Origin of the sequence: Klebsiella sp. ZJOU C1 (genome assembly GCF_035620215.1) — a bacterium.
Lineage (GTDB): Bacteria > Pseudomonadota > Gammaproteobacteria > Enterobacterales > Enterobacteriaceae > Klebsiella > Klebsiella variicola.
In genome coordinates this window covers 648212-674798 of record NZ_CP141644.1, presented here as the reverse complement: position 1 = coordinate 674798, position 26587 = coordinate 648212, and the positions used below count along the sequence as shown (strand labels likewise).

General features: G+C 55.2%; 25 protein-coding genes. 9 read left to right on the top strand and 16 right to left on the bottom strand.

The genetic code is table 11. The features are described 5' to 3' along the window. Positions 1–30: 30 nt before the first annotated feature. The gene (locus SPE70_RS03170) at positions 31–1374 is read right to left on the bottom strand and encodes a PTS cellobiose transporter subunit IIC (RefSeq protein WP_008807536.1); all 1344 of its coding nucleotides are present in this window, start codon (positions 1372–1374) and stop codon (positions 31–33) included. 333 nt (positions 1375–1707) lie between these two features. Here SPE70_RS03170 and SPE70_RS03165 point away from each other — a divergent pair, with 333 nt between their 5' ends. Continuing rightward, positions 1708–2166, top strand: coding sequence for a YbaK/EbsC family protein (locus SPE70_RS03165; RefSeq protein WP_008807537.1), 459 nt, complete (start codon positions 1708–1710; stop codon positions 2164–2166). 5 nt (positions 2167–2171) lie between these two features. Here the strand turns inward: SPE70_RS03165 and bglJ are convergent, their stop codons facing one another. The 4 genes from bglJ to pobA form a co-directional block, all read right to left on the bottom strand. Beyond that, on the bottom strand, positions 2172–2846 hold the full coding sequence (gene bglJ / locus SPE70_RS03160; protein ID WP_043875832.1) for a DNA-binding transcriptional activator BglJ: 675 nt from the start codon (positions 2844–2846) through the stop codon (positions 2172–2174). Further along, the gene (locus SPE70_RS03155; protein WP_008807539.1) at positions 2807–3529 is read right to left on the bottom strand and encodes a helix-turn-helix transcriptional regulator; all 723 of its coding nucleotides are present in this window, start codon (positions 3527–3529) and stop codon (positions 2807–2809) included. The genes bglJ and SPE70_RS03155 overlap by 40 nt, the downstream gene beginning before the upstream one ends. Before the next feature lie 264 nt (positions 3530–3793). Next, on the bottom strand, positions 3794–4675 hold the full coding sequence (locus SPE70_RS03150; protein ID WP_049163119.1) for a helix-turn-helix domain-containing protein: 882 nt from the start codon (positions 4673–4675) through the stop codon (positions 3794–3796). Positions 4676–4691: 16 nt separating this feature from the next. Next, on the bottom strand, positions 4692–5876 hold the full coding sequence (pobA, locus tag SPE70_RS03145; RefSeq protein WP_022065581.1) for a 4-hydroxybenzoate 3-monooxygenase: 1185 nt from the start codon (positions 5874–5876) through the stop codon (positions 4692–4694). A gap of 281 nt (positions 5877–6157) precedes the next feature. Here pobA and SPE70_RS03140 point away from each other — a divergent pair, with 281 nt between their 5' ends. From SPE70_RS03140 to opgB, 6 genes are all read left to right on the top strand, one after another. Then, positions 6158–6934 carry a threonine/serine exporter family protein gene (locus tag SPE70_RS03140; RefSeq protein ID WP_040972793.1) on the top strand — a complete coding sequence of 259 codons (777 nt, stop codon included), beginning with the start codon at positions 6158–6160 and terminating at the stop codon, positions 6932–6934. Further along, entirely contained in the window at positions 6925–7398 is a 474-nt protein-coding gene (locus tag SPE70_RS03135; RefSeq protein ID WP_012542936.1) for a threonine/serine exporter, read from the top strand. Before SPE70_RS03140 ends, SPE70_RS03135 begins: the two co-directional genes overlap by 10 nt. Before the next feature lie 102 nt (positions 7399–7500). Then, positions 7501–8040 (top strand): primosomal protein DnaT, encoded by a 540-nt coding sequence (gene dnaT, locus SPE70_RS03130; protein ID WP_012968990.1) that lies wholly within the window; start codon positions 7501–7503, stop codon positions 8038–8040. Positions 8041–8042: 2 nt separating this feature from the next. Then, positions 8043–8780, top strand: a complete 738-nt coding sequence (gene dnaC, locus SPE70_RS03125; RefSeq protein ID WP_008807545.1) for a DNA replication protein DnaC — start codon at positions 8043–8045, stop codon at positions 8778–8780. A gap of 65 nt (positions 8781–8845) precedes the next feature. Then, the gene (locus SPE70_RS03120) at positions 8846–9340 is read left to right on the top strand and encodes a YjjA family protein (RefSeq protein ID WP_008807546.1); all 495 of its coding nucleotides are present in this window, start codon (positions 8846–8848) and stop codon (positions 9338–9340) included. Between the two features lie 257 nt (positions 9341–9597). Continuing rightward, positions 9598–11889 (top strand): phosphatidylglycerol--membrane-oligosaccharide glycerophosphotransferase, encoded by a 2292-nt coding sequence (gene opgB / locus SPE70_RS03115; protein ID WP_012542938.1) that lies wholly within the window; start codon positions 9598–9600, stop codon positions 11887–11889. 60 nt (positions 11890–11949) lie between these two features. On the opposite strand, the gene SPE70_RS03110 is transcribed toward opgB, so the two are convergent. The 10 genes from SPE70_RS03110 to SPE70_RS03065 all read right to left on the bottom strand — a co-directional run bounded on the left by SPE70_RS03110 (position 11950) and on the right by SPE70_RS03065 (position 23147). Further along, positions 11950–12900, bottom strand: coding sequence for an Rpn family recombination-promoting nuclease/putative transposase (locus SPE70_RS03110; protein ID WP_162823402.1), 951 nt, complete (start codon positions 12898–12900; stop codon positions 11950–11952). Between the two features lie 133 nt (positions 12901–13033). Then, a complete protein-coding gene (locus SPE70_RS03105; protein ID WP_008807549.1) occupies positions 13034–14044 on the bottom strand; it encodes an SIS domain-containing protein in 1011 nt (336 codons plus the stop codon). Positions 14045–14061: 17 nt separating this feature from the next. Then, positions 14062–15123: an SIS domain-containing protein gene (locus tag SPE70_RS03100; RefSeq protein ID WP_032732468.1), complete on the bottom strand. Its 1062-nt coding sequence runs from the start codon at positions 15121–15123 to the stop codon at positions 14062–14064. Positions 15124–15135: 12 nt separating this feature from the next. Then, the gene (locus SPE70_RS03095) at positions 15136–15987 is read right to left on the bottom strand and encodes a PTS system mannose/fructose/sorbose family transporter subunit IID (protein WP_012542940.1); all 852 of its coding nucleotides are present in this window, start codon (positions 15985–15987) and stop codon (positions 15136–15138) included. After that, positions 15965–16744: a PTS mannose/fructose/sorbose/N-acetylgalactosamine transporter subunit IIC gene (locus tag SPE70_RS03090; protein ID WP_064170630.1), complete on the bottom strand. Its 780-nt coding sequence runs from the start codon at positions 16742–16744 to the stop codon at positions 15965–15967. The genes SPE70_RS03095 and SPE70_RS03090 overlap by 23 nt, the downstream gene beginning before the upstream one ends. A 16-nt stretch (positions 16745–16760) precedes the next feature. Then, on the bottom strand, positions 16761–17231 hold the full coding sequence (locus SPE70_RS03085; protein ID WP_012968994.1) for a PTS sugar transporter subunit IIB: 471 nt from the start codon (positions 17229–17231) through the stop codon (positions 16761–16763). A 14-nt stretch (positions 17232–17245) separates the two neighbouring features. Then, positions 17246–17668 carry a PTS sugar transporter subunit IIA gene (locus SPE70_RS03080; protein WP_012542942.1) on the bottom strand — a complete coding sequence of 141 codons (423 nt, stop codon included), beginning with the start codon at positions 17666–17668 and terminating at the stop codon, positions 17246–17248. A gap of 99 nt (positions 17669–17767) precedes the next feature. Continuing rightward, entirely contained in the window at positions 17768–20533 is a 2766-nt protein-coding gene (locus tag SPE70_RS03075) for a sigma 54-interacting transcriptional regulator (RefSeq protein WP_063106320.1), read from the bottom strand. 134 nt (positions 20534–20667) lie between these two features. Next, positions 20668–22113, bottom strand: coding sequence for a tagaturonate reductase (locus SPE70_RS03070; protein ID WP_022065574.1), 1446 nt, complete (start codon positions 22111–22113; stop codon positions 20668–20670). A gap of 11 nt (positions 22114–22124) precedes the next feature. Next, a complete protein-coding gene (locus SPE70_RS03065; RefSeq protein WP_008807557.1) occupies positions 22125–23147 on the bottom strand; it encodes a zinc-binding alcohol dehydrogenase family protein in 1023 nt (340 codons plus the stop codon). Between the two features lie 136 nt (positions 23148–23283). On the opposite strand from SPE70_RS03065, the gene SPE70_RS03060 reads away from it, so the two are divergent. Together SPE70_RS03060 and SPE70_RS03055 are read left to right on the top strand one after the other, a co-directional pair. Then, entirely contained in the window at positions 23284–24198 is a 915-nt protein-coding gene (locus tag SPE70_RS03060; protein WP_008807558.1) for a GntR family transcriptional regulator, read from the top strand. Between the two features lie 179 nt (positions 24199–24377). Next, a complete protein-coding gene (locus tag SPE70_RS03055) occupies positions 24378–25739 on the top strand; it encodes an MFS transporter (protein ID WP_016160246.1) in 1362 nt (453 codons plus the stop codon). A 3-nt stretch (positions 25740–25742) separates the two neighbouring features. Here SPE70_RS03055 and SPE70_RS03050 read toward each other — a convergent pair whose 3' ends face one another. Next, the gene (locus SPE70_RS03050) at positions 25743–26579 is read right to left on the bottom strand and encodes a GNAT family N-acetyltransferase (protein WP_008807560.1); all 837 of its coding nucleotides are present in this window, start codon (positions 26577–26579) and stop codon (positions 25743–25745) included. Positions 26580–26587: the final 8 nt, after the last annotated feature.

The window sequence follows — 26587 nt, the reverse complement described above, 5'->3', positions numbered from 1 at the left end:
TAACGGGCGGCCCTTGCCGCCCGTTGCTATTTATGCGGTCTGTTGACTCTCCTGCTCCGCCCGTTCGGCCTCTTCCGCTTCCTGAGCAAGCAGCTGTTTCTCATACACCTTAAAGAACGGGAAGTAGATAATCGCCGACACGCAGGCCAGAACGATCACCAGAACCGCCGCCCGAAAATCCCAGCCCAGCGCCCAGGCGCCGCCAATCGGTGCTGGCGCCGTCCACGGTACCACCGAGATAACGCGGCCAATCAGATCCAGCTTCATTGCTGCCCAGGCCAGCACCGCGTTCACCATTGGCGCCAGCAGGAACGGAATAAAGAACACCGGATTCATGACGATAGGCGTCCCAAAGATAACCGGCTCGTTAATGTTAAACAGGCTTGGCACCACGCTCAGACGACCAATGGAGCGCAAATGCGCTGAGCGGCTACGCAGATAACAGAACACCAGCCCCATGGTCGCCCCGGAACCACCAACCACTATGAAGAATGTCCAGAACGCCTCCATGAAGATATGCGGCAGAGGCGCCCCCTGGGCCAGCGCCTGCTGGTTCATACCGAGGTTGGTCAGCCAGAACATCTGCAGCATCCCGGACACAATCGCGGCACCGTGGATCCCGGCGAACCACAACAGGTGGCCAATAAGCACCGCCAGCAGAATTGCCGGCAGAGAGTCGGCTGCCGAAACGAGCGGTTTGAAGATGGCCATAATGGCCTGCGGGATCAGCATGTCAAAATGGTGCTGGATAAACAGACTCAGCGGATACAGCGTCAGCACGACCACCAGCACCGGGATCAACAGATCAAAGGAGTTTTTGATCATCGGCGGAACCTGGTCCGGCAAGCGGATCCCAATGTTGTGCGCTTTCAAAAAACGCATCATTTCCACGCAATAGATCGCCACCAGAATCGCGGTAAAGATCCCGGTCCCCCCGAGGCTATCCACCGGCAGCGTGCCATTGGTCTTCGGCGCGGCAATCAGCAAAAAGGCCATGATCGACAGCATTGCGCACATGAAGGGATCGAGCTGATTGGATTTCTCGTAGTGCTTACCGAGGTTATAGGAGATCGCCGCGCAGATGTAGATCGACATGATCCCCATCGTCATATCAAAGGGGGTCAGAATACGCCCCTCAAACTCTTTTGCCAGATCCAGCCAGGCGCGGGCAAAACCCCAGGTGGTATCCGGTGAGAAAGGTGGATAAGCAAACACCAGCAGGAACGATCCGACGATCATAAATGGCATCGCTGAGATAAAACCGTCACGGATAGCCATGACGTGACGCTGCGATGAGATCCGCCCTGCTATGGGGCTTATGTAATTTTCTACAAAGCGAAATATCAAATTAAACGCAGCATGGTTAGCAGACATAGTAGCCCTCCTGACAGGCTATTGATACTGGCCCAACAACGATTACCCTGCCGTTACGATGACCGCTTTTTGATGCAGCAGGCCGCTGATGGATTACCGGCTATACTGCTCATGACGCAACGATTCATACACGGCTCTTATGTTATAAATAAAGTGAGAAGTGACTGTTCCAGTATTCATCTCTACGCGCACAACCGCAACCGGTTACAGTAACCGGTTACGGTGAATGTGAAGGAGATCGACAAAATAGAAAGAATCTGGATTGTCCGCGCTGTTATTTACACTCCGCCAGGCTTGTGACAGATTTAACCAGGCTTAAATCAGGAGAATCCAATGAGTCTGCAGTCTGTACGGCAGTTTTTTGCCGAACACGCCCCCGATATCGAAATTATTGAGTTAAACCAGAGTACCGCCACCGTCGCACTCGCCGCTGCCGCACACAACGTTGAGCCTGGACAAATCGCCAAAACGCTGTCGCTCAAGATCAAGGATAAGATTGTTCTGATCGTCGCCAGGGGCGATGCGCGGCTGGATAACAAAAAGCTGAAAGAGACCTTTGGTGCGAAAGCCAGAATGTTAAGCAGCGATGAGGTGGTGACCTGGACCGGTCATCCGGTAGGCGGCGTGTGCCCTTTTGGTCTGGAAAATCCGCTGGCCGTCTATTGCGACGTCTCGCTCAGGCACTATCAGGAGGTGCTACCCGCAGCGGGAGCCATTCACAGCGCCGTTCGTATTGAACCAGAACGATTGGCGCAGCTCACCGATGCGACATGGGTAGACGTGTGTTTATAGCCGCGTTACGCCACCTGTTTAACGGCGTTGTTCGCGCCGCTCATCGGTAAATGCAGCAAGATATCCGCCGCGTTTAATAAACCGATGTCTGAGCGAACCCCGAGCTTGGTCATGGCGTTAAATTTATGCGCGCGGATAGTTTTAATGTTCCGGTTCAGCTGTATCGCAATATCAGAAAGCGAATATCCCCACGACATATACCGAAGGATGGCGTGCTCCGTTGGACTTAGCGGATCGTTGCACGCCTCTCTGTCGCAAAATTGTTCGCTGCCGCTGAGGTGATGATTATCCAGCAACTGTAACAAACGCTCCTGTAACCAGCGTCGCGGCGCGGATTTATTCAGTATGCCATGCAGACAAGCCGGCATAAGATGGCCGATCAGATGCATTTCACTTTCATTATTAGCCAGAATAATTGCCTGGACTTCCGGCCGACACCGCGCCATTTCATGAACAAAAAGCAGACTCTCAGCTCGTGAAGAACGGCTTCCCGAAAGAGAAAAGATAATGGCCGACCAGGAAAACGATGTTTCCGCCGCCCTGAGCATACTGACATTTTTAAACAGATGAATATGATATCGGCTATTATCTTCACGACTAAAGATATAGCGCCAGGCCATTTCCGTCATCACACATTTCTCTACGATGGCGACATGGCGGGTTGTGCTATTTTTTTCCATTCCATTTGCTCCCCGTAAGCTGAATTGATATTCAGCTCTTGCATTCCCTGCACGCTGTTGATCCAGGCATACATTTCAGCATTGCTTCGCAGTGATAAGCGTCGCATTGCGCTATTTTTCTGCGCACTGATGGTTTTATTGCTCTTTTTCAACAGCGCAGCGATCTGATTGATTCCCCATCCCTTTGCCAGAAGACGCAAAACCTTGCGTTCCGAAAGGGTCAGCATCGCCGCAGAGTGGTAGCTTGCGAAATCGCTATCCTCGTCTCCGGTGAACAACGTCCGGCTAATTTGCTCAGCGGCACGACTGCCGGCGCAAATCACCTCAATCAACCGGTTAACCGGCTCACTCTCCGAGATCAGCGAGCTTTCAGGGCGAATTAAAAGCTCAACGGCCAATGGATAGAGGCTGTCACTGACCATAAAAACCCAGTGAATATCACGATACTGCGTCATCAGAGAGTAATACCGCTCGCAGACGGCACGGGGATGCGCAATCTCGCCGGAGATATCCGCGACGACCAGCACTGCCCGCCGCAGTTGCAAAAGGGTGAGCTCATCATGAGAACGACAAAAACTGAGTTCGTAATCAGGGAGATTTTCATTAAAGATAACCTTTAACCCTGACTGCATGACGGGAATTTTACTAATAACAACACCAAACTTACCTTGTCCTGGTAACATAACACCTCCGCTTCCTGTCGAAGTTCCTTCGCCTGCCGGCAAACAATCGGCGCTTAACATCATCGCCTTATCATTCTCTGAATGAATATAAAAAGTATATTCATGGCCTGCGTACACGGTATACGTAACGACCGAACCGTGGTCATACCGTGTAAATATTATTGCTGTGTATACTTGCGATTAATATTAGCACAGACGCTCCTGCGCTAATAAATTAGAAAAGATAAAACTATTATTTAGCAAAAATAATTTCAGGCACGTGAGTTATAAAGCATTATCTTTGATTGTTTCTCTAAATGCTTTAGGCGACATCCCGCTATAGCGGCGGAAAAAGCGAGAAAAATAGGCAGCATCACTAAACCCTAAGTAATCAGAGAGTTGTGTTACCGTCATGCGGGTGTACTGCAGATTGCGTCGCGCTTCCAGCATCAGGCGTTGATGCAATACCCCCAGCGCGCTACAGCCATAGAACTCGCGGCATAAATAATTTAAGTGCGTGACCGACAACCCAATTAGCTTCGCATACTCCGCCAGCGGGAGATGCTGCCGGTAGTGGCTCTCAATAAGCCGGGAAAAGTGGCGCATCATACTGCGCTTCCGCTCCGCTTTATCTTCCGCGGGCGGTGCGGGGCGGCACTGCCGGTTCAGCCAGGCCAGCAGCGTCCCCAGCAACGAGTACAACATCATCTCCCGGGCATCATGCTCTTCGCAATATTCCTCGCGAAGCGCCGAAAATAGCGTATGCATACGCCCCCGGGAACGGCCTACCGGCACGCACTGCGGTACACTAAGCACATCCAGCGGCTGGCCGAACTGGTTTTCAAACCGGCTCAGCAGCGGCAGCGCCAGGGAGAGCACATACCCTTGTGTCCCGGGTGAAAAATGAAACCCATGAATACAAAGGGCGGGAACCACCTGGATGCAGGACGCCGTCATCACCGCGGTGGCGCCTTCAATTTCGATCTCCGCCCGGCCCTGATGCAGGTAGAGGAGCTGGACCATTTCCGCATGCTGATGAACGCGAATATGCCACTCATACAGACTGCTACGCTGCAAAATCGACTCGCAGTGCAGCAGGTCCGGCGTTGGCCAGCCGCGCTCTTCGCCATACAGCTTAAATACGGGGACGACTTGCATGGGCGGCATAATCACTCCTCTTTAGTCAGGTAACGCGTTCCATGGGCAAGCCCACGTAGTTTTCCGCGATGGTGGTCAGCCCGGCGCGGGAGCCAAGGTAGTAGCGGCGGTCGGCGGCCTGCATTTTGGCGTCGAACGCATTCTGGTCCGGGAAATCATGCAGCAGGCGAGTCATAAACCAGCTAAAGCGTTCCCCTTTCCACACCCGATCCAGCGCCAGTTGCGAGTAGGTCGCCAGCAGATCGCTGCGGCCACGATGATAGTATTCACGCAGGATCCGCCACAGGTAGTTAACATCCGATGCCGCCAGGTTTAACCCTTTGGCGCCGGTTGGCGGAACGATATGCGCCGCATCTCCCACCAGAAACAGCCGCCCATACTGCATCGGCTCCACCACGAAACTGCGCAGCGGGGCAATGCTCTTCTCAAGTGAGTGACCAGTCACTAACCTGGATGCCAGGTCCTCCGGCAAGCGGCTTTTCAGCTCCTGCCAGAAACGTTCGTCCGACCAGGCTTCAACCTTATCGCTCAGCGGAACCTGTAGATAATAGCGGCTGCGCGTAAGTGAGCGCTGACTACACAATACAAACCCCCGCTGATGGTGTGCATAAATCAGCTCCGGATTGACCGGCGGCGTATCCGCCAGCAGGCCTAACCAACCAAACGGCCACACGCTCTCGTAGGTTTTGAGAATGTCAGCGGGAATGCTTTGCCGTGACACCCCGTGAAAACCGTCGCAACCGGCGATAAAGTCGCACTCCAGGCGGCAGGTTTCACCTTCGCTGAGGTAGGTGACCGTCGGTCGGTCGCTTTTCGCGTCATGAATAGCCACCTCGCTCACGCCATAGACGATCGGCGCGCCGCTGGCGGCCCGGGCCGCCATCAGATCGCGGGTCACTTCCGTCTGGCCATAAACCATCACACTCTTGCCGTCAGTCAGCTCGCTCAGTGCGACGGGTACCCGCTGGCCATCAAACAGAAACTCCACCCCATGATGCACCAGGCCTTCGGCATCCATCCGCTGCGCCACGCCCGCTTCGCGTAGCAGATCGACGGTGCCGCTTTCCAGAATTCCCGCGCGGATGCGCCCCAGCACATACTGTGGCGTTTGACGCTCGAGGATCACGGTATGGATCCCGGCGTTGTGCAACAACTGCCCCAGCAGCAGCCCGGAGGGACCTGCGCCAATAATCGCGACCTGTGTTTTCATAGGGTTGTCTCACTCTTGCAGGGTTAATTATTTGTATATTTTTTGTTTAATAAAAGTACTTTCCTGCATTTTTGATAAGTCAGACGGGAAAAAGAAGGGATGAATGGCGGCAAAAATTGCACTTTTCACCAAACTGGCAAAAGTGTGGGATGCTTCAAATTCTGCCGCCCCGCCAGCCGGGACATTTTTGCATATTATTTGATCCCGCCCCCCTCAGCCGCTACGGCGCTTCAGGTTAAAGTATCGACAGATAACCAGACGTCGCGGACAGCAGAGGAATTATGCAGGTTGATCGGTCACAGCAGCGGGCAATCACACGATTGTGCATCCAGTGTGGTCTTTTTTTGTTACAGCACGGCGCCGAAAGTGCGCTGGTGGAAGAGCTATCCACCCGCCTCGGACGGGCGCTGGGAATGGACAGCGTCGAAAGCGCCATCTCGTCTAATGCCATCGTGCTGACCACCATTAAAGATGGCGAATGTCTCACCTCAACGCGTAAAAATGTCGACCGCGGCATCAATATGCATGTGGTAACGGAAGTGCAGCACATTGTGATCCTCGCCGAACATAAGCTGCTCGACTATCGCGATGTCGAGAAGCGCTTTTCGCAGATCGTTCCCTTGCGTTATCCGCGCTGGCTGCTGGTCATCATGGTGGGGCTCTCCTGCGCCTGTTTCTGCAAACTGAATAACGGCGGCTGGGACGGTGCGCTGGTCAGCTTCTGCGCCAGTACGGTAGCCATGTACATTCGCCAGGTGCTGACCCACCGGTCCATGCATCCGCAGATCAACTTCTGCATCACCGCCTTTGTCGCCACAACCATCTCCGGGCTGCTGCTGCGCCTCCAGGCCTTTGCCAGTACGCCGACCATTGCCATGGCCGCCAGCGTCCTGCTGCTGGTTCCGGGTTTTCCTTTGATCAACGCCGTCGCCGATATGTTTAAAGGGCATATTAATACGGGGCTCGCCCGCTGGGCGATCGCCAGCCTGTTAACCCTTGCCACCTGCATTGGCGTGGTGATGGCGATGACCGTATGGGGGCTGCGCGGATGGGCATAATCTCGTTTATTTTCGCACTGGCGGAAGACATGCTGCTGGCGGCAATCCCTGCCGTTGGTTTTGCCATGGTCTTTAATGTCCCCCAGCGCGCCTTGCGCTGGTGCGCGCTGCTGGGGGCGATCGGTCACGGCTCGCGCATGGTCATGATGAGCGCCGGTTTTAACATTGAATGGGCCACCTTTCTCGCCGCGCTGCTGGTGGGCAGCATCGGCATTCAGTGGTCACGCTGGTATCTGGCGCATCCGAAGATTTTTACCGTCGCCGCCGTGATCCCGATGTTTCCCGGCATCTCGGCCTATACCGCGATGATCTCCGCGGTAAAGATCAGCCATTTTGGCTATTCTGAAGAGATGATGATTTTGCTGCTGAGCAATTTTTTAAAGGCGTCGTCTATTGTGGGCGCCCTTTCTATTGGCCTGTCGATACCCGGTCTGTGGCTGTATCGTAAGCGCCCTCGCGTCTGATCCCGGCGTCGCGGTACAGCCGCGACGCTCCTTCCGCGATAGGCTCTGTGCTACTATGTGCAGATCACCCCACTCTTTGCAGTTCAGAGTTGAGATAGAGTTATGTCTTCGCGAATTTTAACCTCCCATTTTAGCGGCCTGGAAGAGTTCCTCCAGCAGCACGCGGCGCTGCTGGCGAAATCAACTGACGGCACCGTTGCCGTTTTTGCCAATAACGCGCCGGCATTCTATGCGCTGACGCCAGCGCGGCTGGCGCAACTGCTGGAGCTGGAAGCCAGACTGGCGCGCCCCGGCAGCGACATCGCCCTTGACCCGCAGTTTTTCGAGGAGCCCGCCGCGGCGCCAGTTGCGGTGCCAATGGGCAAATTTGCCATGTACGCCGACTGGCAGCCTGACGCCGATTTTCAGCGCCTGGCCGCGCTGTGGGGCATTGCCCTGAGCCAGCCAGTCACGCCGGAAGAGCTGGCTGCCTTCGTCGCTTACTGGCAGGCGGAAGGTAAAGTGTTTCACCACGTGCAGTGGCAGCAGAAGCTGGCGCGTAGCGTGCAAATCAGCCGCGCCAGCAACGGCGGACAGCCGAAGCGCGATGTGAACAGCGTGAGCGAACCCGACAGTCATATTCCGCGAGGTTTCCGAGGATGAGCATGAAAAACGTGGGCGACCTGATGAAGCGTCTGCAGAAAATGATGCCGGCCCATATCGAACCGGCGTTTAAAACCGGCGAAGAACTGCTGGCCTGGCAAAAAGAGCAAGGCCGGCTGCGTTCCGAAGCGCTGGAGCGGGAGAATCGCGCGATGAAAATGCAGCGCACCTTCAACCGCTCAGGGATCCGCCCGCTGCATCAGAACTGTTCCTTTGATAACTACCGCGTCGAGTGCGAAGGACAGATGAACGCCCTCGCCCGCGCACGTCAGTATGTGGAAGAGTTCGATGGCAATATCGCCAGCTTTATCTTCTCCGGTAAACCGGGGACCGGCAAAAATCACCTGGCGGCAGCCATCTGCAACGAGCTGCTGCTGCGCGGGAAGTCGGTCTTAATCATCACCGTGGCCGATATTATGTCGGCGATGAAAGATACCTTTGGCAACCGGGAAACGAGCGAAGAGCAGTTACTGAGCGACCTCAGCAAAGTCGACCTGTTAGTGATTGATGAAATTGGTATGCAGACGGAGTCTCGCTATGAGAAGGTCATTATCAATCAGATAGTTGACCGTCGTTCTTCATCCAAACGGCCTACCGGGATGCTCACCAACAGTAATATGGAAGAGATGAACAAGCTGCTCGGCGAACGGGTAATGGACCGTATGCGGCTGGGGAACAGTCTGTGGGTTATCTTCAACTGGGAAAGTTACCGGCACCGCGTCACTGGCAAGGAGTATTAAGAGATTTCCGGACGATGACGGCGTTATACTAAAGCGATTATTCAGTCACGCTTATGAGTCCGTCTATGAAATCGTTTAAAAATGGCTTACTTGCCGCTTTTGCCGCCAGTGCATTTACCCTCGCCGGCGCTCACGCTGCCTCCTGGCAGGATTCTCTTAACAGCGCCGCCAGCCAGCTTAGCGGCAGCAGCACCCAGGCTGGCAGCGGCGGCATGTCCGTCTCCTCGCTAACCAGCCTGCTCAGCGGCAGCAGCCAGTCTCTGACCGCCAGCAGCATGAATAATGCGGCCGGGATCCTGTCATATTGCGCGCAACAGAAACTGGCCTCCGTGACCAGCGCCGATAACGTCAAAAACCAGGTGCTGGATAAACTGGGACTCAGCACGCCGGAAAAACAGAAACAAGACACCAACTATCTTGATGGCCTGCAGGGCTTGCTCAACAGTAATAACGGCCAGCAGCTGGACCTGAATACGCTTGGCAACAGCTCGCTGGCGAAACAGGTGAAAACCAAAGCCTGCGATCTGGTCTTAAAACAGGGCGTTAACTTCCTCTCCTGATACGTACTGCTCATGCCGCGTTTGTTGCCTTCGCGACGGCAGCGCGGCCTGAAACGGTTTTTTTACCCTTTTTCCCTCTCCGCTTCCCCGCCACACCCGATGCGACACCGATCAAAAAAGGCAACATCTAAACCAATTCTGAATAACTGCACAGTTTCATGACGCTAGAATTGCAGCAAGATGGCGCTGCAATTACAGTGTGGCGTGAAAAGTAATCTATTCTGCCAGCCGACAACTGGCGCTAATGAGGATGAGCTGTGTCAGAGTTGTTATCCATCGCCTTATTTTTAGCTTCGGTGGTGCTGTATGCCTGGAAAGCGGGTCGTAACACCTGGTGGTTTGCCGCCACGCTCACGGTGTTAGGTCTGTTCGTGGTGCTGAACATCACCCTCTACGCCAGCGACTACTTTACCGGCGACGGCATCAACGACGCGGTGCTCTATACCCTGACCAACAGCCTGACTGGCGCCGGGATCGGCAAATACATTCTGCCGGGCGTCGGGGTGGGCGTCGCGCTGGTTGCCGTCTTTGGCGCGCTGGGCTGGGTGCTGCGCCGCCGTCGGCATCATCCTCATCACGTCGGTTACAGCCTGGCGGCGCTGCTGCTGGCGCTGGCCTCAGTGGATGCCAGCCCGGCCTTCCATCAGATCAGCGAGCTGGTGAAATCGCAGTCACGGGAAGGTGACCCGGACTTTGCCGCATACTACAAAGAGCCGTCGAAGCGTATCGACAATCCACAGCTGAACCTGGTCTATATCTATGGCGAAAGCCTCGAGCGTACCTATTTTGATAACGACGCCTTTCCTAACCTCACCCCTGAGCTCGGCAAAATAAAAGATCAGGGCCTCGATTTCAGCAATACCATGCAGCTCCCGGGGACGGATTACACCATCGCCGGTATGGTCGCCTCGCAGTGCGGCATTCCGCTGTTCGCGCCGTTTGAAGGCAACGCCTCGGCCTCGGTCTCCAGCTTCTTTCCCCAGAATATCTGCCTTGGCGATATCCTGAAAAACTCCGGCTATGAAAACTATTTTGTGCAGGGAGCCAACCTGCGCTTTGCCGGCAAAGACGTGTTTCTCAAATCCCACGGCTTCGATCACCTGTACGGGGCGGAAGAGCTCAAAACTACGGTAGCGGATCCCGCCTATCGCAACGACTGGGGCTTCTATGACGACACCGTGCTCGATGAGACGTGGAAAAAATTCGAAGAGCTGTCGCGCTCCGGTAAACGCTTCTCGCTGTTCGCCCTGACGGTGGATACCCACCACCCCGACGGCTTTATCTCGCGCACCTGCGAGCGTAAACGCTATGACGTGGACGGTAAGAAAAACCTCTCCTTCAGCGCCGTTAGCTGCAGCCAGGAACATATCGCCGCGCTGATAGAGAAGATTAAAGCCTCACCCTATTTCAAAAACACGGTCATCGTGGTCTCTTCCGATCACCTGGCCATGAAGAACAGCGCCTGGGATTACCTCAACAAGCACGATCGCAGCAATCTGTTCTTCGTCCTGCGCGGCGATAAACCGCAGCAGGAGACCCTGGCGGTGAAACGCAACACCATGGATAACGGCGCGACGGTGCTCGATATTCTCGGCGGCGATAACTATATCGGCCTCGGGCGCAGCAGCCTCTCCGGCCAGTCGCTCTCCGGTATTTTCATGAATATGAAAGAGAAGGTCCTAGCCTGGAAACCGGACGTGATCCGCCTGTGGAACTTCCCGAAAGAGATGAAAAACTTCACCATCGATTCGCAGAAGAACATGATCGCCTTCTCCGGCAGCCATTTCCGTCTGCCGCTACTGCTCAGGGTATCAAACCAGCGCGTTGAACCGCTGCCGGAGAGCGAATACTCCGCGCCGCTGCGCTTCCAGCTGGCCGATTTCGCGCCGCGGGATAATTTCGTCTGGGTCGATCGCTGCTATAAAATGGGGCAGCTGTGGGCGCCTGAACTCGCGCTCTCTACCGACTGGTGCGTCTCGCAGGGGCAGCTGGGCGGTGAGCAAAAGGTTCAGCACGTCGATAAGCCGCAGTGGCAAGGCAAAACCGCTTTCAGGGATACCCTTATCGATATGGAGCGCTATAAGGGGAACGTCGATACGCTAAAAGTCGTCGACAACGATATTCGCTACAAGGCCGACAGCTTCGTGTTTAACGTCGCCGGCGCCCCGGAAGAGGTCAAGCAGTTCAGCGGCATTTCGCGTCCCGAGTCCTGGGGGCGGTGGTCCAATGCCCAGCTGGGCAGCGACGTGAAGATTGAATATAAAGAGCCGCTACCGGAAAAATTTGATCTGGTGATCACCGCCAAAGCTTACGGCCCAAACGCCAATAAGCCGATCCCGGTGCGGGTAGGTGAAAGTGAGCAAGTGCTTACGCTGGCCAATGATGTGACCACTACGACGCTGCATTTCGACAACCCGTCGCGCAGCAACACCCTGACAATCACTCCGCCGGACCCGCAGTCCACCAACGAGGGCAATATCCTCGGTCACTCCCCACGTCAGCTGGGGATCGGCATGGTGGAGATCAAAGTGGTGAAAAGCGAAGGCTAAAACCATCCTGCCCGGCGGGTTTCCGCGCCGGGCAACGGTTGCCGTGGCAGGGCGTTAACCCTACAGCGGCTGTAGTTCATCAGCCGACAGTCCAGTGATTTTCTGTACCATCTCTTTGTCGAGGCCATTTTGTAACATACTGCCGGCAATGCGCAGCGCCTCGCGCCGGCTTCCTTCCTGCAAGCCCTCCTGGTGCCCTTCTTCCCGGCCTTCTAGTCGACCTTCCTGCCGACCTTCTTGCCGACCTTCCTGCTTAAGCTTTTGCGCGATAGACATCAGTGTCTCCTCATACTGTGGCAGACGGCGGGCCAGCCGGCGGAGAAACACGCCCGGCTCGGCCGTATTACCGTACTGCAGCATATAGTGAAACAGCATTCTCAACTGCCGACGGTTAGTGTATCCCAGCATCACAACGGCCGCCAACGACTCCGTTATGCCGCTGAGATCGCGCTGGCGAATATGTTTTTGCATCAGCTCCAGCAGGGCGACCCGCCGATGCTGCACGATGTCATCGTCCGGCATGACCGTGACGTCGATCAATGGAAACTGACTGCCGTAGAGCCTCTTCGCCAGCTGCGGGTCGGCAAATTCATCCAGCCAGTTGAGGGAAAAGGGGTATGGACTGGTCACACCGTGATAAAAAAGCATCGGCACCACCAACGGCAGCGTTTTGTGCCCGGCATCCAGATGGCGCTGCATTGCGGCAATCGCATAGCGCATCAGGCGAAACGCCATATGGTTATCCGGTGAGCTCTGATGCTCTATCACCACATAAACATACCCCGCACCGCAGGTAGTTTGCACCGACCAGAGGACGTCCGAATACCAGGCGCGCAGATCCTCATCGATAAAGCTCGCCGATTGCAGTCTCAGGGTAGCGAAATCGCACTGCTGGCGGATCGCTTCGGGAAGGTAGAGGGCGAGGAAATCATTCGCCGTCTCCGGGTGGCGAAGAAATCGTTTAAAGACCGCATCGTGCGGCGTCGAGGTCATCCGTTTTTTCATGGCCATCCGCTTGCCTGAAAGAGAAGGAAAGCCGGACTCTACCACCGGTTTTTACCCGAATGGATTTGACGATAATTTTCTGGGAAGCGCCTCGGAGAATAGCATGGCGGCCAGCCCGGCTGGCCGCCATCAACATGGCTTAGTAATCAAACTGACGGTAGTAACGGCGGATATTGAGGTCGTGGCCGGTATGGTGTTCAAAGTGGGCCGCCAGCCGATCCACCAGCAGGGTGGACACCACGCACGGCGCCATAATCCAGCGGAACGCGTCATCAATGCCGTTCAGCGGATAGTCGCGCGGGTCGATCACCACCAGATGGTCAGTTATCTTTTCGGCAAAGCGTTCGACGCGCTCGTCCAGCGCCCGGCATTTCCCCTCTCCTTTCACCAGAAACAGCGGGACCTCTTTTTCCAGCAGCTCCAGGGTGCCGTGGAAAAATTCAGCCGAGCTCACGGATTTCGTCCGCTTCCACTGCATCTCTTCGAGAATACACATTGAGAACAGGTAAACCTCGCCCCACATTTCCGCGCCGCCAATCCACATCATATAGTCGCAGTCGTGGTATTGTGCGGCAATGCTATCCGCCTGGAGATCGAACTGGCGTTTGGCCTGCAGAAGATTTTCCGGCAGTAATTCGAGCTGGCTGGCAAATCGCGCATAATTTTCAAACTCGCCGTGACGATAAATAACGCGGAAGAATAACCAGTACAGCAGCATATATTCATATTCCACACCGTTTTTGTGGCACATCGGAATATGCCAGCTGGCGGCGGCGGCCAATGGCGAGTCGGCATGACGGGTAATAGCCACCACGCGGATCCCCTGCGCCTTGCACCACTCGGCAATAGCCACCGACTCTTTGGTATCACCGGATTTAGATAACGTAACGACAACTGCATCTTTATTTAATTTTTTATGTCCGCGATGAATTAATTCGGCCGCCTGCTCAAGATATACCGGCACACTGGTTAATTCTTTGGCAAACTCATTAATGGCCATCATCGGTGCCAGAGAACCGCCTACCGAGGCAAAAAATAATGCGCTGCAGCCGCTGTCATAAATATCGTCGGCCACGGTTTCAGCCTGTTTACGCGCAGCGATGATCTCGCGAGCACTGGTCAGGTACTCGTCCTGATTAAAACCCAACATAGTTTTCTCCTGAATATTCAGATTTTACTTTTTAATACGCGGTCAAAATCGTCAAAAATACGTTTAGCCAGATCGATGCCTTTCAGTCCGGCGGTATGCCAGGCCAGCATCTGGACGGGAACAATCAGCAACAGCGGCGCCAGGTGATGCTCGCACGGACAGTTTAGCGCCAGCGTCTGCGCATCCTCGTCATCGCTCAGCGTTAGCGTAAAAGCCCGGGCAATGGACGGCGCCATATAGTCCCGCAGCGCCCGGGTTCGCGCATCAGGCGCATCTTCAATAAACAGCATCACATGGCGGGTGTTGGCTTCCAGATAGGGACCGTGCATATAGGCTTCCAGCTCAAAGCCGCTGGAAGGCACGCGCACCGTTTCAGTAAATTTGGTTTCAAATTCCTTCGCCACGCCAACCAGCGCACCGTAGCCGGTGGCGACAAAGCGCTCCCCGCTCCGCAGCGTTTCGCTATACCGGTCGATAAAGCGCGAGGTGCGGGCGATAACATCCGGGATCGCCGCAAGCAGCCGCTGGAATTCAGCGAGATAGTGCTGCTCCTCGACCTCGCTGACTTTCCCCTGCTGACGAGCAATGATCAGCGCTATCAGCAACAGATTCAGCACCGTCGCGCTAAAACCGCGGGTCACAAACCCTACGCTCTCGATCCCGGTATTGATATCCAGAACGCCATCGCAAGCGCGGGCTATCGGGCTTTGCGGGTCGGAGGTCAGGGCAAACACCGGCAGTCCTGAGGCCTGTACCTTACGCATCGCCTCCAGCGTTGACGCGCTTTTCCCGCTCTGTGAAATCGCCACCACCAGATCGGTATGCGGGTCGATCGCTTCGTAATGGGTAAAGTTGTACGGCTCTTTAATGTCAACCAGCACACCGAAGCGTTGTTCAAAGAAATAGCGCGCGCACAGCGCGGCATTCAGCGACGATCCGGTCGCCAGCAGCAAAATTCGGCGTACCGGGTGCTGGCGGGCAAAGGTCTCAATCGCCGCCAGCTTTTGCCGGTAGCCACGCAGGATCTGCGCCAGGCAGGCCGGCTCTTCACGGATATAGGTCATCATTGTTGGTCGCATAGCTCACTCCCGTTAAAACAATCCGATCCACGAACCCAGAATGCCTACCAGCGCCATGCCGCCAATAATTGAGAGCGGTTTAACTTTCCGTCCCAGCAGCCAGTAGACGATGCCAAAACTCACCAGCGGCAGCATGCAGGGCAGAATGTCATTGATAATGTCCTGCACCTGAGTTTTGGCTTCTCCGGCACCAAAGGAGAGAGGGATGGTGATATCGATCATTGAGGCGGTCATCGCCCCGACCACCATCAGGCCGATAATCGACGCTCCGTAGGTCAGGCTCTCCATCATTCCGCTCTTCTGGATCCGCTGCAGGACCCCGGTTCCCAGCACGTAGCCCCAGCGGGTAAAGCACCAGCGCACCAGAATGTGCGGCACGTTAAACACCAGCAGAAACAGGATCGGCCCGAGGATGTTGCCCTTCAGCGCCAGGCTGGTGCCGATCCCGGTGGCGATCAGGCGCAGCGTCCCCCAGAAGAAAGAGTCCCCCAGCCCGGCCAGCGGCCCCATCAGCGAGGCTTTGACGTTATCAATCGCAGTGGCATCCATGTTTTTCTGCTGGCTGTTTTTCTCCTCCATCGCCGTGGTGATCCCCAGCAGCAGGGTGACGATATGCGGCGTGGTATTGAAAAACACCAGATGACGTTTCAGCGCCCTGGCTAGCTCCTCTTTGCGCGGATAGAGCTTTTTCAGCACCGGAATCAGCGCGTAAACAAAGGCGAGATTCATCTGCCGCTCATAGTTCCACGAGAACTCCATCTGGAAGGAGCGCCAGAACACCCGGCGTAAATCTCGTGGCGTAATCCGGGTTTCTTCCTGCTCCTGCGGTTGCAGGGTCTCTTCAGAAATCGTCTTCGTCGTCATCGCTGACTCCTTGTTCTGTCGTCGTACGAGGTGAATTCAACGCGGTGACGTTAACCATGACCACCGCCACGATGGCGCCGAGAATGGCGATGCCGGTCACCGGGATTTTCAAATAAGCCATTAGCACAAAGCCGAGGAAAAAGTACGGCGCAACTTTCTTGTTAATCAGCAACCTGGCAAGCATCGCGAAGCCGAGCGCCGGGATCATGCCGGTGGCGACGCTGAGCCCGTGTTTGATAAATTCCGGGATGGTATCGAGCAGGGATTTCACCGCGTTGCTGCCCACCAGGAATGAAACGGTCACCACCGTGGCCAGCGTCAGCGACAGCCCGAAGCCGGCAATCAGATGCATCCGCTCAATGCCCCGCGTATCCGCCCGTTCCGCATACCCGTCCGCCTTCTGGCTGAGCATCGGGATAAACATCCCCAGATAAACGTTTTTCAGGATCAGGGTCAGGGTGGCGATAGGCAGGCCGAGCAACAGCGCCGTTTCCGTGCCCGCGCCGGAGGTGATGGCGAACGCCACGCCGAGAATACCGCCCGTCACCACGTCGGGCGGGATCGAGGCACCAACGGAGAAAGAGCCGATAAACGCCAGCTCCAGCGTCGCGCCCATAATGACGCCGGTCTGTACATCCCCCAGCACCAGTCCGGTCAGCAGCCCGGTGACGATAGGCCGGGAAATCAGCGACGTCCCTAAGGCATATTCCGATTGCGCGATAAACGCCACCAGACCCAGTAAGAGAGCCTCTACCATAATCTGTCCTCCGGAATTACACGCATTCCGTAAAAAGCTGTTTGCGATCGTTCGGGACCTGGCGAATCTCCACCTCGACGCCCTTCCCCACCAGTTGTTGTAGCTGCTCTATTTCTGTCGGCAGTAAATTAATCGCCTTAGAGATATTTTTACTGCCCTCTTTAGCCTTAATTCCGCCGAGATTTATGCTTTTTATTTCCCCGATAGCGCTGGCAATACGCCAGGCGTCATTGACCGATTCCACGACAATAAATAAATTATATTTATCGGTCACCCCACTTTTTATCGCCTCAATAGCATCATTGATATTTTTAATCACCAGTTTTACCGAGGGCGGTTTGGCAAGCTTAATGGTGGTTTTCCGCAGTTCATCTTCAGGGACACTGTCGTTGGCGATCAAAATGCAATCGGCGCCGACATATTGGGTCCAGGAAAAGGCCACCTGGCCGTGAAGTAATCGATGGTCTACCCTTAATAACGTAATCATCATGCTTCCTCATTTCAGAAGTCTTTATCCATAGTCATCGCACTGGCAATCGTTTGATTGCAGTACTGAATGCTCTCTTTGGCGCTAGTTAATGCTTCGGTAATTAATTTTTCAGTATTCTCTTCCGCTGCGGAAATCAGCAAGTCAATAATTAACGGCAGATTTAAACCGGATAATAAATGGAAGTGTGGGCGTGATAAAAAACGCACAAACTCGTTATTCACACTACCGGCGAAAATATCCGTAATCACTATCAGCTCATCCTGTGCCGGGAAACGCGCCAGTAGCGCCTCCACCTGCTGCGTGAGATCGGACTCCTCTTCTACATAGGCGCACAGGGTATGAATATCCGGCTGTTTACCGAGGATTAGCTCCACGGAGTTCAGCAAACCGTTAGCAAAGGTGCCATGGCTGGCAAAAATATAGTGTCGTTTCATCCTTACCTCGAAAGCGCATTCCACTGCTTTCTTAATTGCAACCGGCGTGCCAGAAACAGTGGCGCGCTGGTTAGCGCAAAGACGAACGGACTGAGGGAACTAAAACTCTTGATCTTCCTGAATAAATTCCGTTTCCCGCGTCAGGATATCATGAATGTAGCAGAGCTCGACGACGGGGATTTTGACACTATACCCGCTCTCTATGACACTAAAAGCCTCGCGGAGCGTCGCCAGCTCGCTCTGCGGACACTGCCTTCCGGAATAATGGGATGGCGACGCGTTGCGGATCAGGCGCTCTATCAGACAGCTGATATGCACATACAGCGCCACCTTGCGATCGTTGGGCACGTCGCAGCCGGCCAGATGCTCATAGCGCAGTAAAAACTGCTCGACCTGATTGATGACCTTTGCGGTATCGAGGATCGTCACCGACTCGATCACCCGGCGCAGCGAGAAATTTTTCAGGATCAGGTTATTGATCTCGCTGACTTGTTCAGAGGAGGTCAGCTCGCCGAAGATACGCATCAGCGGGCGGCTGCCCTGGCCGGAAATCAGCGAATCCAGCGAGATCCACGGCAGATCGGCAAGCTGCGGATCCAGGGTACCGACGATCGCCAACACCTCATAGCGGCTGAGCATCGGTTGCCGCCGCGCGGGATCGGCGAGCGTTTCCACATCACAGGCCACAATATCGATCCCCAGCGCTTCAGGAATGCTGGCTTTTAACAGCGCCGACAAATTCGCCGCCGCGCCCAGACCGGTGGCGCAGGTCGTAAGAATCGCCCGCGGTTTATCGGTTTGCGGGTAATAGAGCTGGTGCTCAACCGCAAGGTCATCGCCGATGTCGCGGACGATATCTTCCAGCATAACGCCCTGCAAAATGCGCTCCCCAACGTACATCGCCATCCCGGTCGAGACGTTATTAATTATCGCCATCGGCGTACTCAGCCGACGGTTAAAATGGCGATGAATGGCGTTCAGCGATCCCATATCGACCAGAATGATCAACCCTGACGCCAGAGCGTGGCTCTCAATCCAGGCCATCACCTGGTTAGCAATAGCCTCCGGCGTCACGTCAAGCGGCATATCGAATGACTCAAACAGCTGGCTTTTCAGCAACCGGTTCGCCACGTTGGCGATGCTGCTGGCGGTGGCGTAACCGTGGGCGAGGATAATTGCCCGGGTCACCTGCTGCTGGCTGATGGCGCCATTTTTCTGTAACCACAGCACCAGCAGCAGCAGGTCAATGCGCCGGGGTTCAATGTCCAGCTTCAGCGCCAGCGCAGCGAGGATCTCTTCGCAAAAGCGATACAGCAGCGGATATTTCTGCGCCAGAAAATCCTCCAGCAGGCGGCTTTTCTCGTTGCTCATCGTGGACGGCCCCTGCCGGGAACGATGTATCAGGTAGTGGCTTAAAGCGTAGATACAGTTGCCGTTAAACTGGATATTGAAGCGCTTTTCAAGGCGATAAAACTCCTCCCGCACCTGATGCGTTATCAGTAGCAGCATATGCGAACTATTGGCATCGTGATTATCGAAAATCAGCCGATCGAAGAGGGTTTCAATCTCCTCGCCCATGCTTTTTTGCGCCTCTTCCCAGAGCGTTTTTTTACTCTGCACCGCCTCATACAGCGCGAGAACGCGGCACTGAGTATCATAAATCAGCCCCTGAATCGGGTCGCGCGCGCGCAGCAGCCAGACCAGGCTGGTCTGCGGCTCGATAAGCAGCGGCTCCTGCTGGCCCATCGCTTCACTGAGCGCCGGCGTCGCAGCCATGATATTTTCCGGCAGATCGTGCAGCGTCACGGTAAGCATCTCGCTGCCCGGACACCTGGCCCAGGCCGACGCCACGGCGTATTTCACCACATTCTTCAGCTCACCGACGTTACCGCGATAAACATAGTGCGTCAGCACCTGTAGCAGCCGGGGCGTCAGCTGCAGCCGGGTAGCCAACGTGCGCGCCTCCTGCCAGAAAAACTGCAGCGTGAGCGCGTCTTTTTCGTGGCGGCTGCGGGTCTGTAAATCAGGCAGGCTAACGAGGATCGGGATACGACGAATAAAGGTGGTCAGAAACGTGCTGTGAATATCTTCGGTGGTGGCAAACACCAGCCTCAGCGAAATCGGCATCCCCTGCGCCGTTTCCCCCACCCGATAGATCTCCTTACGGTCCAGCCAGGTGAACAGCTTCTCCTGCCCCTGCGCATCCAGGCGGTGGACTTCGTCGAGAAACAGCACGCCGCCGTTTGCCGCTTCAAACGCCCCGGCTTTATCGCTCTGCGCGCCGGTAAACGCGCCTTTGACGTAACCAAACAGGTTGGCGGCCAACAGCTCCGGGTTGCTGGCATACTGGGCGCAGTTAAAGCTGACAAAAGGCGCATCGGGCGGCAGCAGCCCCTGGGCGATAGCAAACTCATGCATCAGCTCCGCCATATAGCTCTTGCCAGTTCCGCTGTCGCCAACGATCAGCAGCGGAAGCCCACCGTTGGGATAAAACAGCGCGGTTTTCATCTGTTCGATAGGCTTGCGCAGGCTACCGTCATGGCCGGTCAGCAATGAGAAATGATCCGCCTGCTCCGGCTGCCGGTCGCTCTCTGCGAGCAGTTCTGCCATGCTGGCGTACTCGCTGCGGGAAAGAGGGAAAAACTGCTGGCAGAAGGCGGCTTTATGCAGGAAATAGACTGGTCGAGTATTGATCTTCACCAGCACATCCTGGGCCACCAACTGATTCAGATAGTGGCTGGCGGTATTTCTTTGCATCGCAAAACGCCGGGCCAGGTAGCCAGCGGTGAAGACCTCGCTCAGGTTATCCGGATCAAAAAAATCGGTCTGATTTTGCAGAAAAGCCAACAGTTCCGTTTTACGCATGACATCCCCCTCTTCACCTTACAGAGGCTTATGATGCGGGAAATCCACCAGGCGTTGGCGCTAAATTCACTTTTTGCGGTTCGGAGCACAAAAAAAACGGCGCCCAAATCCGCGGACGCCGCATAACAAAACCGTTACAGCCGCGCCAGGGCCTCCCGCATTCCTGAGCGCAAAATCATTTCCAGATAGCGCGTGACCTGGTCGGAAAGGCCGGGAATAGCCGTCAGATCCTCGCCCCAGTGCGCGTTATCCTGTAAAACCTCCAGCACCAGTCCATGCAGCGGGCTCCCGTTCGCCACCTGCTTCCATCCTTGCGAGAAGCGGGTTAACCAGACGTCATCATCCTGCAGCGGATACACCTGTCCGTCGCGCTGGCCGCGATAGAAGGCGATAAGCGCCGCCAGGGCAAACGTTAGCCGCGGCGGGATCGCGCCGTGCTGGCGGATTGTCGTCAGCAGCTGCGGCAGGATCCGGGTGCGGAACTTAGTCATGCCGTTCAGGGCGATGGCGAGCAATTGATGGCGAATATAGGGATTAAGAAAGCGCCCGGTGACCGCATCGGCAAACTGACGAAGCTCCTCGGCCGGTAAATCGAGCGCCGGGATAATCTCTTCATCAATCGTCTGCTGTACATAATGGCGAATGGCTTCGTCCTGCATCGCTTCGCCAACGGTATCCACCCCGCACAGCCATGCTACCGGCACCAGCGCGGTATGCGCACCGTTAAGAATGGCAACCTTGCGCGCTTTATAGGGCCGGATATCCTCTACGATGCGGATATTAAGCGGGTAGCGATCCAGCCGCAGCGTTTCCGCCAGCGCCTGCGGACCCTGAATGACGAATAACCAAAAGTATTCGGCGGTATCAAGGAAAGCATCATGGTAGCCCAGCTCCGCTTCCAGCTTTTCTGCTTCATCACGCGGGTAGCCGGTGACGATGCGGTCAACCAGCGTTGAACAAAACGTATTGGCGGTCTCAACCCAGTCGCGAAAAGCCGCGGGCAATTGCCACTCTTTGGCGTAGCGTAGCACCAGCGCCTTCAGCGCTTCGCCGTTGTAGTCGATTAGCTCGCAGGGGATAATCGTCCACCCCTTATCCGCAGCGCCATTGAAATGGCGGAAACGTTCGAGCAGCAGTTGGGTCAGCTTCGCCGGGAAGCTAACCGGCGGCTTATCGTCAGGCCGATCTCCGGCATGATAGCTAATACCCGCTTCGGTAGTATTTGAAAATACGAACGCGATCGCCGGATTACGAGCCAGCGCCAGATAGCTGGCAAAATCCTGCCAGGGATTGAGCTCGTTATTAACGGAGCGAATAATCCGCGATTCGCTCACCGCCTCGCCGCGTTCATTCAACCCACGAATGATCGTGGTATAGAGTCCGTCCTGGGTATTTAACGACGGCGGAAACGCGGTGTTGATCGGGCGAATAATGGTCACACCCGCCGCCAGATCGGTTTGCTCATTCAGCAGATCCAGCTGCCAGTCAATAAATGCCCGCAGGAAGTTGCCCTCGCCAAACTGAATCGCGCGCGTCGGGTACTGCGGCCCGGGAAAATCTTGTCGGTTTAACGATTTCATAAGCTTACCTGCTAAAAATGAATAACGCCTTTGATCAGCTGACGATTATTAATCACGTCGCTTTCGTAAATGTCCGCCAGCGACCTGAAATCGTAACGGTGGGTCAGCATCATCCTGGCGGTGATTTTCCCCTCGGCCATCAGCCGCCCGACCTTGGCAAAATCCTCTTCCGTCGCGTTACGGCTGCCCATCATCGTCGTCTCTTTCTTATGAAATTCCGGATCAGAAAACTGCAGTTCCCCCTTAAACAGACCAACAAAAATGATGCTACCGCCGTGACGGATTAAATTAACGGTGTTATTCATCGCCTGCTGATTTCCCGTCGCGTCAATCACTTTCTGCGCCAGAGAACCGCCAAACGTGGCAGACAGTTGCTCGATAAACAGCGGATCGGAGGGATCGAGGGTGGTCAGGCCGAGATGCTGTGCCACATGATCGCGCCGCGCCGGGCTGGTATCCGCCACTACTACCTGCGCACCGTCAGCCTTAGCGATCGCCGCCGCCCCGAGCCCAATCGGGCCCGCGCCGACCACCAGCACCTGCTCCCCTGCCCGGATAGCGGCACGACGCACCGCGTGGGCGCTAATGGCGAATGGCTCAATCAACGCCACGGCTTCAGGGTCGACGTCATCCACCACCAGCAGATTGTTTACCGGCACGCAGAGATACTCGCTAAACCCGCCGTCCCGATGCACGCCGATCACCGAAATCTTCTCGCAGCAGTTTGTCCGGCCGTTCAGGCAGGCCGGACACTGGCGGCAGGCGACATAGGGAATCACAGCAACCTGTTGGCCGCTCTTCAAATTAAGAATATTTTTACCCAGCCCAATTATCTCACCGCATATTTCATGTCCAAGAACACGCGGATAACTAAAAAAAGGCTGATTGCCGCCCCAGGCATGAATGTCTGTCCCACAAATCCCCACTGCCTTTATTTTAATGAGCACTTCATCATCGCCGGGAATGGGAATCTGGCGTTTTTCCCAGTGTAGTTTTTTAGGTTCCTGACACACTAAAGTATTCATCGACGTCATAATAATTTCCTCCGTATTTGTTGGCTTAGATATCGATGAAAAATAGAAACAGAGTGAAACTCATTGCAAAATCTGTGAAATGTCGCGCACAAAACTGTTTTAAATCCGGCTTTAATGGATAAAAAAGGAAAACGTTATGAGTCGCTCACAAAACCTACGTCACAATGTTATTAACCAGGTCATCAACGATATGGCGCGTGGCTTTATCCCCTCGCCGCTACCCTCGCAAAGCGCACTGGCGGAGATGTATAACATCAGCCGCACCACGGTGCGCCATATCCTTTGCCACTTATGCGAGCGCGGCGTCTTGAGCCAGGTCAATCACGACTACCAGATCCTTCGTCAGCCGGAAGTACAGGATGGCTTCGATGGTTCCAGCGCCTCGCTGACCGAACAAAACCGTCTCTTTGAACAAGCGTTTTTTACCATGATTAACCAGCGTCAGCTACGCGCCGGGGAGCGGTTCTCCGAACTGCAACTGGCGCGTGCCGCGGGCGTCAGCCCGGTCGTGGTCAGAGAATTTTTACTGAAATTCAGCCGCTACAACCTGATTGAAAGCGAAAAGCGCGGCCAGTGGAACATGAAAAAATTTGAGCAATCCTGGGCCGAGCAACTGTTCGAATTGCGGGAAATGCTGGAAACCCACGCACTTCAACATTTTCTTAATCTGCCGGACAGCGATGCCCGCTGGCTGCAGGCCAAAACCCTGCTCGAGCGCCACCGCACCCTGCGGGACAGCATCGGCAACAGCTTTCGTATGTTCTCCCAGCTCGATCGTGATTTTCATTCGCTGCTGCTTTCCGCTGCTGATAATATATTTTTTAATCAATCACTTGAAATTATTTCCGTGATCTTTCACTTCCACTATCAGTGGGATGAAAGTGACCTTAAACAGCGCAATATCATCGCCATTGATGAACATATGACGATCCTGAGCGCACTCATCTGTCGCAGCGATCTGGATGCCAACCTGGCGCTACGTAACCACCTGAACTCCGCGAAGCAATCCATGATTAACTCTCTCAAGCAAAGTGAATCGCTGGCACATTAAGTACCGATTAAAAACAGAAAATGATTAGCAACAGCACAAATCCAAAAACGTAATCCGGCGCCCTCAAAAAGGTTATTTATGCTGAAAACAAGTCGACTTACTTTACTGTGAAACCGGTGGGTGATGTTTACCCCCTTCGTTGTCACTTGGTATTCAAACATAATAATCAGGAGTCAGGCGTGGAATCACAAAATATAACCATAGACCCGCAGACCGACTTTAAAAAGGGGGAAGCGGAAACCCTTTCAGTTCCCTTAGAAAATACACTACAACGTAGTTCTCGTATTAAAAAGATTCAAACAACGGCAATGATTCTGTTATTTCTGGCGGCGGTGATTAACTACCTCGACCGAAGTTCATTGTCCGTTGCGAACTTAACGATTCGCGAGGAGTTAGGGCTTACCGCCACTGAAATCGGGGCGCTGTTATCGGTTTTCTCTCTGGCCTATGGCATTGCGCAACTGCCCTGCGGGCCGTTGCTGGATCGCAAAGGTCCACGCATCATGCTGGGGCTGGGGATGTTTTTCTGGTCGCTATTTCAGGCGGTCTCCGGGATGGTGCACAGCTTTACCCAGTTTGTCCTGGTGCGTATCGGCATGGGGATCGGCGAAGCGCCGATGAACCCGTGCGGCGTCAAGGTGATCAACGACTGGTTTAATATTAAAGAGCGCGGCCGCCCAATGGGCTTCTTTAACGCCGCCTCGACAATTGGCGTGGCGATCAGCCCGCCGATCCTTGCCGCGATGATGCTGATGATGGGCTGGCGCTGGATGTTTATTACCATCGGCGTACTGGGGATCTTCGTCGCTATCGGCTGGTATATGCTTTATCGCAACCGGGAGGATATCCCCCTCACCGCCGATGAGCAGGCCTACCTTAATGCCGGAAGCGTCAACGTGCGCCGCGACCCGCTGAGCTTTGCCGAATGGCGCAGTCTGTTTAAAAACAAAACCATGTGGGGAATGATGTTCGGCTTCAGCGGCATCAACTATACCGCGTGGCTATATCTGGCATGGCTGCCGGGTTACCTGCAAACGGCGTATAACCTCGATCTGAAAAGTACCGGGTTTATGGCCGCCATTCCTTTCCTGTTTGGTGCCGCCGGTATGCTGATCAATGGCTACGTCACCGACTGGCTGGTCAAAGGCGGCATGGCCCCGATCAAAAGCCGCAAGATCTGCATTATTGCCGGGATGTTCTGCTCCGCGGCGTTTACGCTGATCGTGCCGCATGCCACCACCTCAATCGCGGCGGTGCTGTTAATCGGTATGGCGTTGTTCTGTATTCATTTTGCCGGAACGTCCTGCTGGGGATTGATCCACGTCGCCGTAGCATCAAGAATGACGGCTTCCGTCGGCAGTATTCAGAATTTCGCCAGCTTTATCTGCGCTTCATTCGCACCGGTGGTGACCGGATTTATTGTCGATACCACCCATTCCTTCCAGCTGGCACTGGTTATATGCGGCTGTGTGACCGCTCTCGGCGCACTGGCCTACATTTTCCTGGTTCGCCAGCCGATTAGTGACCCGCGTAACGACTGAATCTTAACGCCCTGCTGACCGCAGGGCATTCATCGTTGCGCTCATTTCATACTGCTGCAGCGATAGCGGCGCATATCCCGCCGCGGCAAACAGCGGTGTAAACGTTTCCGGGACCGTCACCGAAGTCCCCACACCCGGGAGCTGCTGCGCCAGCGTCACCAGCAGCTCACGCGCCAGCCCCTGACGGCGGGCGGCGGGCTCCACCCACAAAAATTGCAGTACAGGCCGTGAGCCCGCCGTTGTTAGAACCGCGAAGGCGCGCTGTTCCAGCGTCACGACCTGACATGGCAGGGTGGCGAAGGTGAGCGGATCCAGCAGCCAGGGGAGCTGACTGTTACTCTCGTCAATGGCGCGCCGTAGCAGGGCCAGGGTGGGATAAAGCTGTAATACGCCCGCTACCGGAGCCAGAGGTTCATTGCTCAGGTAGCCGCAGAGCCCGTAGCGTCGCGTAAAGCCCAGCGTCTGATATAGCGCGACGGCCGCATGGTTATCGCGGATCACCTCCAGAGATACCGTCTCAACCCCCTGCTGTTGCAGGAGCATTAGCAGATCTTGCATCAGTTCCCGGCCCAGGCCTTTGCCGCGCCAGGCCGGGCGCAGGGCAAAGGCCGCCAGGCGAGCGGCACTTCCCCGGCGGGCGACAATCGCGATCGCCGCCGGTTCATCTCCGGCCAGCCAGACGCGGGAATCGATCAGGCTCATCCCCTCGGCGCTGAAACGCTGTACAAATCCCGCCACCGACTGGGTAACAGGCACCAGATAGGCTTCAAAACAGGCGTTGAGAATATCCGTTAACTGCACGCTGCTGAACTGCGTGGCGGGAACGGCGGTCAGCTCCATACTTTTCT

Bases quoted from the DNA above. Each gene is read 5' to 3' on its own strand.
- bglJ (WP_043875832.1), bottom strand. From the start codon at position 2,846: ATGGAAAAAAATAGCACAACCCGCCATGTCGCCATCGTAGAGAAATGT.
- SPE70_RS03105 (WP_008807549.1), bottom strand. From the start codon at position 14,044: ATGTTGGGTTTTAATCAGGACGAGTACCTGACCAGTGCTCGCGAGATC.
- SPE70_RS03065 (WP_008807557.1), bottom strand. From the start codon at position 23,147: ATGACGTCGATGAATACTTTAGTGTGTCAGGAACCTAAAAAACTACAC.
- SPE70_RS03100 (WP_032732468.1), bottom strand. From the start codon at position 15,123: ATGCGACCAACAATGATGACCTATATCCGTGAAGAGCCGGCCTGCCTG.
- SPE70_RS03155 (WP_008807539.1), bottom strand. From the start codon at position 3,529: ATGTTACCAGGACAAGGTAAGTTTGGTGTTGTTATTAGTAAAATTCCC.
- SPE70_RS03070 (WP_022065574.1), bottom strand. From the start codon at position 22,113: ATGAAATCGTTAAACCGACAAGATTTTCCCGGGCCGCAGTACCCGACG.
- SPE70_RS03085 (WP_012968994.1), bottom strand. From the start codon at position 17,231: ATGATTACGTTATTAAGGGTAGACCATCGATTACTTCACGGCCAGGTG.
- SPE70_RS03170 (WP_008807536.1), bottom strand. From the start codon at position 1,374: ATGTCTGCTAACCATGCTGCGTTTAATTTGATATTTCGCTTTGTAGAA.
- SPE70_RS03135 (WP_012542936.1), top strand. From the start codon at position 6,925: ATGGGCATAATCTCGTTTATTTTCGCACTGGCGGAAGACATGCTGCTG.
- SPE70_RS03080 (WP_012542942.1), bottom strand. From the start codon at position 17,668: ATGAAACGACACTATATTTTTGCCAGCCATGGCACCTTTGCTAACGGT.
- pobA (WP_022065581.1), bottom strand. From the start codon at position 5,876: ATGAAAACACAGGTCGCGATTATTGGCGCAGGTCCCTCCGGGCTGCTG.
- SPE70_RS03090 (WP_064170630.1), bottom strand. From the start codon at position 16,744: ATGGTAGAGGCTCTCTTACTGGGTCTGGTGGCGTTTATCGCGCAATCG.
- SPE70_RS03060 (WP_008807558.1), top strand. From the start codon at position 23,284: ATGAGTCGCTCACAAAACCTACGTCACAATGTTATTAACCAGGTCATC.
- SPE70_RS03120 (WP_008807546.1), top strand. From the start codon at position 8,846: ATGAAATCGTTTAAAAATGGCTTACTTGCCGCTTTTGCCGCCAGTGCA.
- SPE70_RS03095 (WP_012542940.1), bottom strand. From the start codon at position 15,987: ATGACGACGAAGACGATTTCTGAAGAGACCCTGCAACCGCAGGAGCAG.
- SPE70_RS03075 (WP_063106320.1), bottom strand. From the start codon at position 20,533: ATGCGTAAAACGGAACTGTTGGCTTTTCTGCAAAATCAGACCGATTTT.
- SPE70_RS03140 (WP_040972793.1), top strand. From the start codon at position 6,158: ATGCAGGTTGATCGGTCACAGCAGCGGGCAATCACACGATTGTGCATC.
- SPE70_RS03165 (WP_008807537.1), top strand. From the start codon at position 1,708: ATGAGTCTGCAGTCTGTACGGCAGTTTTTTGCCGAACACGCCCCCGAT.
- SPE70_RS03150 (WP_049163119.1), bottom strand. From the start codon at position 4,675: ATGCCGCCCATGCAAGTCGTCCCCGTATTTAAGCTGTATGGCGAAGAG.
- dnaC (WP_008807545.1), top strand. From the start codon at position 8,043: ATGAAAAACGTGGGCGACCTGATGAAGCGTCTGCAGAAAATGATGCCG.
- dnaT (WP_012968990.1), top strand. From the start codon at position 7,501: ATGTCTTCGCGAATTTTAACCTCCCATTTTAGCGGCCTGGAAGAGTTC.
- SPE70_RS03050 (WP_008807560.1), bottom strand. From the start codon at position 26,579: ATGGAGCTGACCGCCGTTCCCGCCACGCAGTTCAGCAGCGTGCAGTTA.
- SPE70_RS03110 (WP_162823402.1), bottom strand. From the start codon at position 12,900: ATGGCCATGAAAAAACGGATGACCTCGACGCCGCACGATGCGGTCTTT.